The sequence below is a fragment of the Sphingomonas sp. KR3-1 genome (assembly GCF_040049295.1).
GTDB lineage: Bacteria > Pseudomonadota > Alphaproteobacteria > Sphingomonadales > Sphingomonadaceae > Sphingomonas.
Genome location: NZ_JBDZDQ010000002.1, coordinates 25,295 through 38,191 on the forward strand (window position 1 = coordinate 25,295; position 12,897 = coordinate 38,191).

Annotated in this window: 11 protein-coding genes; 7 read left to right on the forward strand and 4 right to left on the reverse strand. The window is 70.2% G+C overall.

The annotated features are described in order from the left end of the window. The first annotated feature begins 35 nt into the window (after window positions 1-35). The 6 genes from ABLE38_RS12275 (at window position 36) to ABLE38_RS12300 (ending at window position 7,945) form a co-directional block, all read left to right on the forward strand. Window positions 36-500 (forward strand): hypothetical protein, encoded by a 465-nt coding sequence (locus ABLE38_RS12275; protein WP_348974511.1) that lies wholly within the window; start codon window positions 36-38, stop codon window positions 498-500. Continuing rightward, window positions 497-1,726 (forward strand): FAD-dependent oxidoreductase, encoded by a 1,230-nt coding sequence (locus tag ABLE38_RS12280; RefSeq protein WP_348974512.1) that lies wholly within the window; start codon window positions 497-499, stop codon window positions 1,724-1,726. Before ABLE38_RS12275 ends, ABLE38_RS12280 begins: the two co-directional genes overlap by 4 nt. Further along, on the forward strand, window positions 1,723-2,616 hold the full coding sequence (locus tag ABLE38_RS12285) for an alpha/beta hydrolase-fold protein (protein WP_348974513.1): 894 nt from the start codon (window positions 1,723-1,725) through the stop codon (window positions 2,614-2,616). Before ABLE38_RS12280 ends, ABLE38_RS12285 begins: the two co-directional genes overlap by 4 nt. Before the next feature lie 27 nt (window positions 2,617-2,643). Continuing rightward, window positions 2,644-4,314: an amidohydrolase family protein gene (locus ABLE38_RS12290; protein WP_348974514.1), complete on the forward strand. Its 1,671-nt coding sequence runs from the start codon at window positions 2,644-2,646 to the stop codon at window positions 4,312-4,314. A 2-nt stretch (window positions 4,315-4,316) separates the two neighbouring features. Next, window positions 4,317-5,651: an amidohydrolase family protein gene (locus ABLE38_RS12295; protein WP_348974515.1), complete on the forward strand. Its 1,335-nt coding sequence runs from the start codon at window positions 4,317-4,319 to the stop codon at window positions 5,649-5,651. 77 nt (window positions 5,652-5,728) lie between these two features. After that, window positions 5,729-7,945, forward strand: coding sequence for a M20/M25/M40 family metallo-hydrolase (locus tag ABLE38_RS12300; protein ID WP_348974516.1), 2,217 nt, complete (start codon window positions 5,729-5,731; stop codon window positions 7,943-7,945). Between the two features lie 72 nt (window positions 7,946-8,017). On the opposite strand, the gene ABLE38_RS12305 is transcribed toward ABLE38_RS12300, so the two are convergent. Next, window positions 8,018-9,055: an ornithine cyclodeaminase gene (locus tag ABLE38_RS12305; protein WP_348974517.1), complete on the reverse strand. Its 1,038-nt coding sequence runs from the start codon at window positions 9,053-9,055 to the stop codon at window positions 8,018-8,020. Window positions 9,056-9,178: 123 nt separating this feature from the next. Between ABLE38_RS12305 and ABLE38_RS12310 the strand changes: the two genes are divergently transcribed. Next, on the forward strand, window positions 9,179-9,607 hold the full coding sequence (locus ABLE38_RS12310) for an Lrp/AsnC family transcriptional regulator (RefSeq protein WP_348974518.1): 429 nt from the start codon (window positions 9,179-9,181) through the stop codon (window positions 9,605-9,607). A 227-nt stretch (window positions 9,608-9,834) separates the two neighbouring features. Here ABLE38_RS12310 and ABLE38_RS12315 read toward each other — a convergent pair whose 3' ends face one another. The 3 genes from ABLE38_RS12315 to ABLE38_RS12325 all read right to left on the reverse strand — a co-directional run bounded on the left by ABLE38_RS12315 (window position 9,835) and on the right by ABLE38_RS12325 (window position 12,891). Further along, on the reverse strand, window positions 9,835-11,133 hold the full coding sequence (locus ABLE38_RS12315; RefSeq protein ID WP_348974519.1) for an MFS transporter: 1,299 nt from the start codon (window positions 11,131-11,133) through the stop codon (window positions 9,835-9,837). Window positions 11,134-11,352: 219 nt separating this feature from the next. Beyond that, window positions 11,353-12,078 carry an IclR family transcriptional regulator gene (locus ABLE38_RS12320; RefSeq protein WP_348974520.1) on the reverse strand — a complete coding sequence of 242 codons (726 nt, stop codon included), beginning with the start codon at window positions 12,076-12,078 and terminating at the stop codon, window positions 11,353-11,355. Between the two features lie 48 nt (window positions 12,079-12,126). Next, on the reverse strand, window positions 12,127-12,891 hold the full coding sequence (locus tag ABLE38_RS12325; RefSeq protein WP_348974521.1) for an SDR family NAD(P)-dependent oxidoreductase: 765 nt from the start codon (window positions 12,889-12,891) through the stop codon (window positions 12,127-12,129). Window positions 12,892-12,897: the final 6 nt, after the last annotated feature.

A 12,897-nucleotide genomic window follows, 5' to 3' on the forward strand; every position in this document is an offset into this window, starting at 1 on the left:
CCGTGGAGACTAATCCGTCCAAACAGGGGGTTCAGATGAAGGCTTTGACATTGCTCGCCGTTCTGCTCGTTCCGGCGATCGGCTTCGCCCAGCCGCCCGCAGCGGAAGAGCCGTTTCCCAAGGCCGCCTTCGAGGTCTTCCGCATGGCGCCGGGCCGGCAGGAAGACTTCATCCGCAAGCTCGCGCTGTGGGACGAAGTCTCGGCCGCGGGCGGCCAGCCGCGCACCCAGATGTTCATCCACGAAGAGGGTGAGGGCTGGGACGTGCTGCTGTTCAAGCCCTATCCCAAGACCCCCGCCACGCCGGCGCAGCAGGCGGCGATGGATGCCAAGGCGAAGTCGCTGGGCCTGGCGACCGGGCCGGCCTTCTGGCTCGAGATGCGCAAGAACGTCGCCTGGCACAGCGAGACCACCGCGCAGGGCCCGATCCTGGCGTCGCAGTGGCTGGCGCGGCTCGATGCGTGGCGCGCCGCCAATCCCGGTTCGGCGCAGGGCCAGTGACGCTCTCGCGGCGGCACCTGATCGGTGGCGCTGCGGCCTTGCCCACGCTGGCGAGCGTGCCCGTGCGGGCGAGGGCGGGCAGCGGTTGGGACGTCATCGTCGTCGGTGCCGGCGTGTTCGGCGCCTGGACCGCATGGACGTTGCAGCGCCGCGGCGAGAAGGTGCTGCTCGTCGATGCCTGGGGCGCGGCGCATGCGCGCAGCTCCTCGGGCGGCGAGACCCGGCTGATCCGCACCGAATATGCCGGCAACGCACTCTATACCCGCTGGGCCTGGGAATCGCTCGCCGAGTGGCAGGCGCTGTCGAAGCGGCACGAGAGCCCGATCTTCCACGATGTCGGCGCGCTCTACATCTATGGCCAGGACAGCGCGAAGATCGACGCGAGCATCGCGCTGCAACGCGGGCTCGGCATCCCGATCGAGAAGCTCGGCGCGGCCGATCTCACGCGGCGCTGGCCGCAGATGAACTTCGACGGCATCGCGGTCGGCATCCTGCAGCCGACCATGGGCGCGCTGATGGCCCGGCGCAGCGTCCAGACGCTGGTGCGCGAGTTCGTGGCGGCCGGCGGCAGCTTCCGCCCGTTCGCCGTCGATCCGCCGCACGCCACCGGAGCGGCGCTCGCGGCGATCACCGGCAATGGCGGCGAGACGCTCCGCGCCGATCGCTTCGTCTTCGCCTGCGGTCCCTGGCTGCCCAGGCTGTTCCCCGAGGTGGTCGGCAGCCGCATCGTGCCGACGCGCCAGGACGTGTTCTTCTTCGCCCCCGCGCCGGGCGACGACCGGTTCGAGGGCAGCAAGCAGCCCGCTTGGGTCGATGCCAGTGATATTGATTTGCATTATGGCTTTCCGGACATCGAATATCGCGGCTTCAAGATCGCGCTCGATCGCCACGGCCCGCGCTTCGATCCGGACGGCGCCGACCGCGTCGTCACCGAGGAAGCGCTGGCCAAGGTCCGCGCCTATCTCGCCCGGCGCTTCCCCGATCTCGCCCGCCGCCCGCTCGCGGAATCGCGGGTCTGCCAATATGAGAATAGCGACAACGGCCATCTGCTGATCGATCGCCATCCGGGCTGGGCCAATGCCTGGATCGCCGGCGGCGGCAGCGGCCACGGGTTCAAGCACGGCCCCGCGGTGGGCCGCTATCTCGCCGACCGGGTGCTCGGCACCGGCACGCCCGAGCCGGCCTTCACCCTCGCTCAGCACCAGCCGCATGGAGAGACCCAGTGACCCGTTCATGGAAAGCCGGGGCCATCGCCCTGGCGCTTTCGGCAACCGCCGCGCAGGCCCAGCAGGCTGCGCCCGTGCCCGCGGCGGTGCCCACGCCTGCCGTGCCGGGCTACACCATGCCCTCCACCCAGATGTGGGACATGACCGCGCCCAACGGCGCGATCTACCGCATCTTCGTCTCCTATCCCGGCAAGGACATCGCGCCGCCCCCGGGCGGCTTCCCGGTGCTCTACGTGCTCGACGGCAACGCGATGTTCGCCGGCTTTGCCGAGGCGCGGCGGATCCAGGAGGGCACCGATATCGGCAAGTCGATCGTCGTCGGCGTCGGCTATCCGGGCGATGCCGCCTATGACATCCGCCGGCTCGACGACCTGACCGGCGGCCCGCCGCCGCCGCCCTGGGAGGCGCTGGGCAAGTCCCCCTATGGCCATTGGGAGCGGTTCCTCGATTTCCTCACCGGGCCGCTGCGCACCGAGATCGGCAAGCGCTTCCCGGTCAATCCCGCCCGCCAGGCGCTGTTCGGCCATTCGCTCGGCGGCCTGTTCGCCGCGCATGCGCTGCTTACCCGGCCCGGCGCCTTCCACGCGATCGTCGCGGCGAGCCCGTCGCTGTTCTGGCAGGAGCAGGAGATGCTCAAGGAGGAACGCGATTTCGCCGCTGGCCTGGCATCGGGCAAGATCGCCAAGGTCGCGCGCATAATGGTCGTCGCCGGCGAACGCGACGAGACCGCGCTCGAGCGCTGGGATCCCCAGGCCTTCGCCAAGCGGATCGAGCCGCTTTCCGCCTATGGCCTGCGCAGCCGGTTCGAGCTCTATCCGGGCGAGGTGCACATCACCGTGCCCAGCCGCTCGGTCACCGAGACGCTGCGCTTCGCCTTCACCTGGCCTTGACGCGATATGGAACGGAAGGGGCGGATCATGGCGCATGAGATTTCGCGGCGCGGCTTCATCGCATCGGGAGGCGCGGCGATGCTGTGCGGGCCGGCCTTCGCCGCGGCCGGCACGCTCGACATCGCGCTGGTCAACGCGCGCGTGTGGACGGGCGGCGCGGGCATGTCCGACGCGGTCGGCATCGCCGGCAACCGCATCGCGGCGCTCGGCGCGCGGGCGGTGCGCTCCGCCACGGGCACGACGACGCGCGTGATCGATTGCAAGGGCGCGTTCGTCATGCCCGCCTTCACCGATTGCCACACCCATTTCCTGCGCGGCTCGCCCAACCTCACCCAGCCCGACCTGCTCGAGGTCCGCTCGCGCGAGGAATGGGTCGCGCGGATCGGTAAGGCGGTGCGCGACGTGCCCCGCGGCCAGTGGCTCACCGGCGGCCCGTGGGACGAGCAGCGCTTCGGCGGCCAGCTGCCGCGCAAGGAATGGGTCGATGCGGTGACCGCCGACGTCCCGATCGCGATCCCGCGAACCGATCTCCACTCGCTGTTCCTCAACTCGGCGGCGCTCAGGCTGGCCGGGATCGATCGCAACACGCCCGACATTGCCGGCGGCGTTATCGAGCGCGACGAGCGCGGCGAGCCGACCGGCGTGCTCAAGGACAATGCCACCCGCCGCGTGCTCCAGGTCATCCCGCCGCCCACCGAGGCGATGATCGACCAATATATGCGGCGCGGCATCGAGAATGCGCTGAGCAAGGGCGTCGCGCAGGTCCACAATACCGAGGTCGACTGGTCGGTGCAGGATGCCGCCCGCCGGCTGCGCGCGAAGGGGCCGACGGGGCTGCGCTTCTATTCCTTCGTGCCGCTCGCCGATTGGGAGCGGATGCTCGCGCTGGTCAAGGCGGAGGGGCGGGGCGACGACTGGGTGCGCTGGGGCGCGCTCAAATGCGTGTCCGACGGCTCGCTCGGCGCCCGCACCGCGCGCTTCTACGCGCCCTATGTCGATGCGCACGACCAGCGCGGCGTATGGACCACCCGCGTCGAGGACATGCGGCAATGGATCCCGGCAGCGGATGCCGCCGGTCTGGCGATGACCACCCATGCGATCGGCGACGAGGCGAACGACACGGTGCTCGACATCTATCTCGATGCCGCCCGCCGCAACGGCCCGCGCGACCGGCGCTTCCGCATCGAGCATGCCCAGCATCTCAGCCCCGGCGCCTGGAACCGCATGGCGCGCCAGAAGGTCATCGCCTCGGTCCAGCCCTATCACGCCGCCGATGACGGGCGCTGGGCGGTCAAGCGGATCGGCGAGGAGCGGCTGAACCGCACCTATGCCTTCCACACCCTGCTCAAGGCCGGGGTGACGACCTGCTTCGGCTCGGACTGGCCGGTCGCGCCGATCGATCCGCTGACCGGCATCGACGCCGCGGTGACGCGCCACACGATCGACGGCGCCAATCCGAACGGCTGGCATCCCGAGCAGCGCGTCTCGATCGAGGCGACGCTCACCGCCTATACCCGCACCGCGGCCTATGCCGGCTTCAGCGAGGATCGGATGGGCCGCATCGCGCCGGGCTATCTCGCCGACCTGGTCGTCCTCGATCGCGACCTGCTCACCGTGCCGAGCGACCAGTATCTCAAGACCGGCGTGCTGCGCACCTTTGTCGACGGAGTCGAGCGCTTCACCGGCGCGGCGGCGTAGCGATGGAACTGAGCCGCCGCACCGCGCTGCGCGGGCTGCTCGCCTCGCCGCTGCTCGGTGCTGCCCGCGCGCCGGATCCGGCGCCGCCGACGCTCCTGATCAAGGGCGCCTGGCTGTTCGACGGCACCGGGAGCCCGCGCGCGGCGCGCAATGTCCGGATCACCGGCAACCGGATCGACGCGGTCTCGGCCGGCGACATCGCGGTGCCGGCGGGCGCCACGGTGATCGACGGGGCAGGGCAGACGCTGATGCCCGGCCTCACCGATGCGCATTGGCACATGGCGGCCGTGAAGGGCGTGCCCTGGGTGGGGCCGGAAGACCCGGTCTCGGTCGCGCTCGTCTTCAAGGATGCCGAGCGCCAGCTGTTGCGCGGCTTCACCACGGTGCGCGACACCGCCGGCTCGATCTTCGGCATCCGCGACGCGATCGAGCGCGGCATCATGCCCGGCCCGCGCTGCTACCCGAGCGGCGCGGCGATCTCGCAGACCTCCGGCCACGGCGATTTCGATCCCGCCGATGAGCTGCCGCCGACCCTGGGCGGCGCGCCCTCGCGCTATCGCCGCATGGGGATGACGGCGGTGGCGAACGGCGTGCCCGAAGTGCTCGCCGCCGCGCGCCAGCAGTTCAAGCGCGGCGCCACCCAGGTCAAGATCATGGCCGGAGGCGGCGTCACCTCGGACTTCGATCCGATCGACACGCTCCAGTTCACCCCCGAGGAGCTGCGCGCGATCGTCCAGGCGGCGAGCGACTGGGGCACCTATGCCTGCGCGCATGTCTACACCGCCGCCGGCGTGCGCCGCTGCTTGGAGGCCGGCGTGGTCTCGATCGAGCACGGCCATCTGATCGACGACGCCACCGCCGCGCTGATGGCCGAGAAGGGCGCCTGGCTCTCCACCCAGCCCTTCGAGACCGGCGACAATGTCCTCAGCCCGGCGCAGCTGGAAAAGGCGCATGAATCGCTCGGCGATGCCGGCTGGCGATCGAGCGTCGGCCTGGCGAAGAAGCACGGCGTCCCGGTCGCCTTCGGCACCGACCTGTTCGCCCGCACCGCGGAATCGCGGACGGAGAACGCGATGCTGCCCCGGCTCGGCGCGATCTTCTCCAATGCCGAGGTGCTGCGCATCGCGACCTCGGGCAATTGCGCGCTGTTCGCCCGCAGCGGCAAGCGCAATCCCTATCGCGCCGCGCCGCTCGGCGTGGTCAAGGAAGGGGCCTGGGCCGATCTGCTGCTCGTCCGCGGCAACCCGCTCGACGATCTCCCCCTGCTCGAGGATCCCGCGCGCAACCTGCTGCTGATCGTCAAGGACGGCGTGGTCCACAAGAACCTGCTCGGCTGAGCGCCTTACCCGCCTGCGCCCTTGTCGCGCGGGCGATCGGCTGGAATGATCGCGCCCGAAGAAGAAGGGGGAGCAGGATGGGGATTTCGCGATTTCAGGCGGGCTGGCGGCTCGCGGCGCTCTGTCTCGTGCTGCTCCTGGTCTGGACGGTCCGCCCGATCGGCGTCAGCGCCCCGGGCAGCGCCGGCGCGTTCGACACGCAGCGCGCGGTCGCGCGGCTCGCGACGATCCTCGGCGATCAGCGCCCGCATCCCGCCGGCACGCCCGCCAATGAAGCGGTGCTCCAGCGGCTGATGCAGCAGGTCCGCGCGCTCGGCTTCACGCCCGAGATCGACGAGCGTTTCCATTGCAATACCGCGCGCAAGGGCGCCGCGATCTGCGCGCGCCCGCGCAACCTGCGCTTCTGGGTCACCGCGCCCGGCGACGACGCGATCGCGATCGCCGCCCACTATGACTCGGTCCCCGCCGGCCCCGGCGCCGCCGACGACGGCATGGGCGTCGCCGTGGCGCTCGAGATCGCGCACCTCCTCAAGGCGAACCCGCCCCGCCGCCCGGTGCTGGTGCTGGTCACCGATGCCGAGGAGGCCGGACTCGTCGGCGCCGCCGCCTTTGCCGCCGAAGACCCGCTCGCCAGGCGGGTGGGCGCGGTGGTCAACCTCGAGGCGCGCGGCACCACCGGGCCGGCCAACATGTTCCAGACGAGCACGCCCAATGGCCGCGACGTCGCCGCGCTCGGCGCGGGCGGGCAGGTTCCCGCCGCCAATTCGCTGGCGAGCGACCTTTATTCGATCCTGCCCAACGATACCGACCTTACCGTGCTGCTGCCGCTCGGCGTCGATGCGGCGAACTTCGCGGTGATCGGCGGCGGCAAGCGCTATCACACTCCGCTCGACAATCTCGCCCATCTCGATCGCGCCACTGTCCAGCACATGGGCAACAGCGCGCTCGCGGCGGTGCAGGGCTTCGCGACCCAGCCGCGTAGCGGCGCCAAGGCGGGTGCCGAGGGCCAGAAGCTGTTCGTCGACCTGAATGGCGCGCTGTTCCTGGTGCTGGCCAAGCCGGTGGCGCTCGGGCTGATGCTGCTCGGCTTCGGGGCTTCGGTCCTGCTCTTCGTGCGCGAACGCGCGGGCGCTTCGGTCCGGACGGCGCTCGCGCCGCTGGTCGCGCTGTTGATGGGCGCGGTGCTGGCGATCGCGGTGACGGCGCTCGTCGCACTGCTGCGCAGCGAGGCCGACTATGCGACCGCCTATCCCGCCGCCTTGCGCCTCTTGCAGGGAGCCGCCGCGCTTGCCGGCGCGACGCTGGCGCTACGTGCGCTCCGCGTGACCAGCGGCGTGCAGCTCGCCGCTTCGGCCTGGGCCTGGTTCGCCGCGATCGTCCTCGGGCTGTTCGCTTTCGTCCCCGGCCTGTCGGTGCTTGCGGTGTGGCCCTTGCTCTTCGTGATCGCGGCGGTGGCGGCGAGCTTCGTGCCCCGCCTCGCGCCGGCGACGCCCTGGCTGGCGGCGCTGGCGGGCATCGCCTTCGCGTTGCTTGCCTTGCCGGTGATGGGCGGATTCCAGGACGGCCTGTTCCCCGAACATGCCGCGCCGATCGTGCTGCTGCTCGTCTTTCTGCTGCTGTTCCTTGCCGTCTTCCGCGAGGCGCCGGCCTGGCTGGCGTCCGCGGCGAACGGCGTCCTGCTCGCCGGCGCCGGCATCGCGGCGCTGCTCGTCCCGGCCTTCAGCATCGACGCGCCGCGCCATTTGCCGATCGTCTATCGCCAGATCGACGGCAAGCCGAGCTTCTCGATCGAGGACAACGGCCCGCTGCCCGCCGCGATGCGCCAGGCCGCGCCTTTCGCCGATACCGCGCGCGAGTCCGGCAATCCGGTCGAATGGGGCAATTCGTGGCAGGCGCCCGCGCCGGCGATCGCCGAGGATGGCGCGCTGACGGTCCTCTCCGATACCCGTGATGCCGCCGGCCGCACGATCCGCCTGCGCGCGGTTTCGCCGCTTTCCGACCGGCAGGAGCTGTTCTTCGGCAAGGGCGACGCCGTCCGCGGGATCACCGTGCAGGGAACCACGCCCAGGACCAGCGGCCCGCTGCGCTATATCGGCTGCACCGGCCAGGGTTGCCGCAGCCTCGACGTCAAGGTGCTGCTCGATCCCAAGGCGCCGGTGCCCGAGCTGACCTGGCTGCGCACCCGCTACGGGCTGGGCCCGGCCGGGCAGGCGCTGGTGGCGGCTCGTCCCGCCACTGCCCAGCCCGTCCATGTCGGCGACCGTCAGGTAATCCTGCGGACGGTGAAGCTCTAGGGCGATCCTACCGGCATCTTGTTCCCCGGCTTCCGCCGGGGAACGGCAGGTTCGATGTGGCGCAGTCCTCCTTTACGCCGCGCGCTGGATGGCTTCCCGCCCGCTGACCAGCCCGAACAGGTCGCGCGGATCGCTCGGCTCGACGATCAGGTCGAGCCGGCGCAGGTCGTCGCGGCCTTCGATCAGGTCGTGGAGGTAGGAGAGGGCGGAGAAGTCCTCGATCCCGAAGCCGACCGAGTCGAAGATAGTGATCTCGTCGGCGCTGCTGCGCCCCGGCGCCTGGCCGGCGAACACCTTCCACAGCTCGGTCACCGGGAAGTCCGCGGGCATCTGCTGGATCTCGCCTTCGATGCGGGTCTGCTCGGGATATTCGACGAACACGGTGCCGCGCGACAGGATCGCTGGCGCCAGCTCGGTCTTGCCCGGGCAGTCGCCGCCCACCGCGTTGATGTGGATGCCCGCGCCGACCATGTTGTCGGAGAGGATCGTCGCCTGCGCCTTGTCGGCGGTGACGGTGGTGACGATGTCCGCGCCGAGCACCGCGTCCTGTGCCGAGCTCGCCGCGGTCACCTGGAAGCCCAGCCCGGCCATGTTGGCGCGGAACTTGGCGGTGGCGGCGGGGTCGATGTCCCATATCTGCAGCCGCTCGATCCCGCACAGCGCGCGGAAGCCGATCGCCTGGAACTCGGACTGGGCGCCGAGGCCGATGATCGCCATCGTCCGGCTGTTCGGCCGCGCCAGGTAGCGCGCCGCCAGCGCCGAGGTCGCCGCGGTGCGCAGCGCGGTCAGCAGCGTCATCTCGCTCAGCAGCACCGGATAGCCGGTATCGACATCCGCCAGCACCCCGAACGCCGCGACGGTCTGCAGCCCGAGTTTCGTGTTTTTCGGGTGCCCATTGACGTATTTGAAGCTGAATCGCGCGCGATCCGCCGCGGGCATCAGCTCGATCACTCCGTCCGGCGAATGACTGGCGTACCGGGGCGCCTTGTCGAATTCCTCCCAGCGGCGGAAGTCGCTTTCCACGCGCGCGGCGATGCCTGTGATAAATGCCTCGACGCCGACCGATCCGACCAGCCGGCAAAGATCCTCCACCCCGACATACACTGTCATGCTGCTTCCCCTATTTGCGTTTCGGGACAAGGGTAGCTCCGCAGGTTGTCAGGAAAAATTATCGGATTGCGTAGCTGTCGGGTAATCGTTCGGCAAAATGCAGGGTCATGCTAGGCAATCTGCATGATCCTTCTCGACTCGCTCGATCGCCAGCTCATCTCGCTGCTCCGTGCCGATGGCCGCGCCCCGGTCTCGCGGCTGGCGGCCGCGCTCAAGGTATCGCGCGCCACGGTGCAGGCGCGGCTCGACCGCTTGCTCGAATCGGGCGCGATCCTGGGGTTCACGGTGCGCGCCGAGGAGCGCGGCGCCCGGGACGGCGTGCGGGCGATCACCCTGATCGAAGTGGCGGGCGCCTCGACCAGCGCCGTGATCCGCGCGCTGCGTGGCCTGCCCGAGATCACCGCGCTCCACACCACCAACGGCGCCTGGGACCTGGTCGCCGAGGTGCAGGCGGAATCGCTGATCGATCTCGATCGGGTGCTGCGCGAGATGCGCACGGTGGAAGGGGTGCTCAACAGCGAGACCAGCATCCTGCTGCGCTCGGTGCAATAGCACCCTCTTGCAATGTAGGATTTCGCCTGCTTGCCTCACGCGGCCGGCGCACTGGCCGGCCGCTCTTTGAAATGTTGGAAAGATAGGATCCCGCGCACGCAAGGATGTTGCGAGATGCGACGCGTTTGCGGGAAGTTAGTCAACTTAAGCACCGCCAAAACCAGCCCTTGGCGTAGACTTCGTGAACTTTGCCGAGTCGGTGCGGGCGGCTGTGTAGGATCGGGGCCTTAGCGCTTGGGCCGCAGCAGCACGATCGCCGTCGCCGCGATGATCCCGCCCAGGCCCATCACCAGCGACACGGTGAGCAGTCCGGCACCGCCGGCGAACAAGGTGCCGGCAAGCAGCGGCCCCACCGCCGACCCACCGCGGCCGATGCCGATGACGAAGCCGGTGCCGCTGGCGCGCAGTTCGGCCGGATAGGCATGCGCGAGCAGCGGGTAGATGCCGACCACACCGGCGTTGACGAAGAAGGCCGCCACCGCGACGCTCAGCGAAAGCAAAGTCAGGTCGTGGAAGCCCAGCCCAAACACACCGATCGCGGCGACGCCGACCAGCATCGCCCCGGCGATCAGCGGGCGCAGCGGCAGGTCCTGGGTGGCGAGGCCGATAGCGAGCGCGCCGAGCAGATTGCCGACATTGGCGAACACCAGCACCCGCGCCGCCTGTGCCGCGTCGAAGCCCATGTCGACGACGATCTTCGGCACCCATTTCTGGATGTAGTAGAAGAAGGTGATCTGCGCGAAATAGGCGATTGTCAGCAGGATCGTGACGGCGCGATAGTCGCGCGAGAACAGCGCGAGGATCGACGGGCGGGCGCGTGCTTCGTCCACCGGCGGCAGTGCCTCGATCGGCGCGCGCCGGAGACGTGCGAGCGTGCGGTTGATCGCCGCCAGCGCGTTGGCCGGGCGCCGGGCGAGCAGCGACTCGATCGATTCGGGCAGCAGGAAGAAGGCGAGGGGCAGCGCCACCACCGTCATCGTGCCGCCGAACAGGAACACGCTGCGCCAGTCGCCGCTGCCCGCGAGCAGCCTGGCGGCGACCAGCCCGCCCAGGATCGCCCCGGTCGAATAGCCGGCGATGTTGAGCACGGTCGCCAGCCCGCGGCGGCGGCTGTTCGAGAATTCGGCGACCATCGCGCTCGTCGCGGAGAGCATGCCGCCGATGCCCAGCCCGGTGAACAGCCGAATTGCGGAAAGCATCTCCACCCCGGTCGCGTGCGCTGCGCCGAACATGCCCAGCGCCATCACGCACAGGCAGGCGAGGATCGTCGGGCGCCGCCCGATCCGGTCGGCGAGATTGCCGAGCAGCACCGATCCTGCGGCCATGCCGATCAGCTCCATCGACAGCACCACGCCGAGCACCGCCTTGTCGACACCCCACTCCTTGGCGATCCCGGGCGCGGCGAAGCTGATCGCCAGCACGTCGAAGCCGTCGAGCGCGTTCAACGCGATGCAGACCGCGACCACCGCGATCTGCGCCAGGCGCATGGGTTCAGCGGCGATCGCCGCGCGGGGATCGTTGGACATGGGCTTCCTCTCGGTGAAGGGCGTGCTCGCGCCTGCATGGGCCGGGCATCGGGATTGTTGGGAGCGGGGTCTGCTGTTCCCCTCCCTGCAAGGGAGGGGCTAGGGGCGGGTTGGAAAAGGTCGGGCTCGATGCCCGAGATTTTCCTTTGTTCCTGGCAGCGGGGCTCGCTGCGTTCGCAACCCACCCTCGGCCCCTCCCTTGCAGGGAGGGGAGTGGGCTCAGCCCAGCTTCCCCACGTGCCGCGCCAGCACCGCAGCCATCTCCGGCCGCCGCTCGAGGCAACGCGAGACCGGGCCGACCACGACGATCGACAGGCGCCGGCCGCTGGTCGACAGTGGCAGGGCGACGCCGGCCAGGTCCGGCGTATATTCCGCATTGCTCTGGTGCCAGCCGCGCGCTGCGGCCTCGGCCAGCTCGGCCTCGACTCGCTCCGGCGTCATCGGCGTGGTTGCCGAATAGCGGGCGAAGTCGATCTTGCGGTAGAGCGCCTGGCGCTCGTCCGGCGCCATCTGGGCGAGCAGCGCGCGGCCCGCCGAGCTGGCATGGATCGGCACCCGGTCGCCCACCTGCGCGAAATAGCGGACCGCGTGGCGCGATTCCTTCACCGCGACAAACATCGCATGCGTGCCCGCCGGGGCCGAGATCGCGGTGGTCTCGCCGGTCTCGGCACTGACCTCCTGAACCAGCCGCTGCAGCGCGGGCGGCAGCGGGTCGGCCTGCGCCACCTGCTCGGCCAGTTCCAGCCAGCGCGGGCTCGGATAATGGCCGCCGCGCGCTTGCGGCTCGTAGAGATAGCCCCGCGCCGCCAGCGTGCCGAGCAGCTTGAAGGTGCTCGAGCGCGGCCAGCCAAGATCGTCCGCGATCTCCGCGGCGGTGGCGGGGCGCCGGCGCTCGGCGAAATATTCCAGCACCTGAAGCGCGTTCTCCGCCTGCTTTACCGTCATGTCCGCAATCGCCCGCTGGAGGGTGGAAGAGAGGGCGATATGCCACGCTCAGCGCGCCGTGAAGCCGCCATCGACGGGAAGCGCCACGCCGGTGACGAAGCTGGCTTCGTCCGAGGCGAGCCACAGCGCAGCGTCGGCAACTTCGCCGGGCTTGACCAGCCGGCCCATCGGCACCGCGCCTACTACCTTCGCCTCGTTCGCCGCCGCCTCGGCCGGATCGCCGCTGCGCCCGGTGAAGCCGATCTTCATCGGCGTGTCGGCCAGGCCGGGGCAGACGACGTTGACGCGGATATTGTCGCCGGCCAGCGCCAGCGCCAGGCTCTTGCCCAGCCCGACCACGCCCCATTTCGCCGCCGAGTAGATCGGGCTCATCATCGAGCCGACCAGGCCCGAGATCGACGAGGTGAAGATGATCGAGCCGCCGCCGCGCACGCGCATGTGCGGCGCGACCTGGCCGGCGCCTAGCGCGGCGGCGGTGATGTTGAGGTCGATCGCCTTGCGATAGGCGTCCATGTCGAGATTCTCGACCGAGGCAGGGCCGGGCATGCCGGCATGTGCCCACAGGATATCGGCGCCGCCCAGCGCCTCGACGGCCTGATCGATGCTGCCGCGCGCGCCCTCGGGCGTGAGCAGGTCCGCGACGATCGGCACCACCTTGTCCGATCCGAACTCGGCGACGAGCGCGTTGAGCGCCTCCGAGCTGATGTCGATCGCAGCGACCCGCGCGCCTTCGCGCACGAAGCGGCGGACGCCCTCGCGGCCCATGCCCGAAGCGGCGGCGGTGACGATGGCGAGCTTGCCCTGCAGACGCATGACTTC

What these genes read in the sequence shown, in the direction of transcription:
- ABLE38_RS12275 (WP_348974511.1), top strand. Translation starts at nt 36, where the DNA reads ATGAAGGCTTTGACATTGCTCGCCGTTCTGCTCGTTCCGGCGATCGGC.
- ABLE38_RS12290 (WP_348974514.1), top strand. Translation starts at nt 2,644, where the DNA reads ATGGCGCATGAGATTTCGCGGCGCGGCTTCATCGCATCGGGAGGCGCG.
- ABLE38_RS12295 (WP_348974515.1), top strand. Translation starts at nt 4,317, where the DNA reads ATGGAACTGAGCCGCCGCACCGCGCTGCGCGGGCTGCTCGCCTCGCCG.
- ABLE38_RS12300 (WP_348974516.1), top strand. Translation starts at nt 5,729, where the DNA reads ATGGGGATTTCGCGATTTCAGGCGGGCTGGCGGCTCGCGGCGCTCTGT.
- ABLE38_RS12305 (WP_348974517.1), bottom strand. Translation starts at nt 9,055, where the DNA reads ATGACAGTGTATGTCGGGGTGGAGGATCTTTGCCGGCTGGTCGGATCG.
- ABLE38_RS12310 (WP_348974518.1), top strand. Translation starts at nt 9,179, where the DNA reads ATGATCCTTCTCGACTCGCTCGATCGCCAGCTCATCTCGCTGCTCCGT.
- ABLE38_RS12315 (WP_348974519.1), bottom strand. Translation starts at nt 11,133, where the DNA reads ATGTCCAACGATCCCCGCGCGGCGATCGCCGCTGAACCCATGCGCCTG.
- ABLE38_RS12320 (WP_348974520.1), bottom strand. Translation starts at nt 12,078, where the DNA reads ATGACGGTAAAGCAGGCGGAGAACGCGCTTCAGGTGCTGGAATATTTC.
- ABLE38_RS12325 (WP_348974521.1), bottom strand. Translation starts at nt 12,891, where the DNA reads ATGCGTCTGCAGGGCAAGCTCGCCATCGTCACCGCCGCCGCTTCGGGC.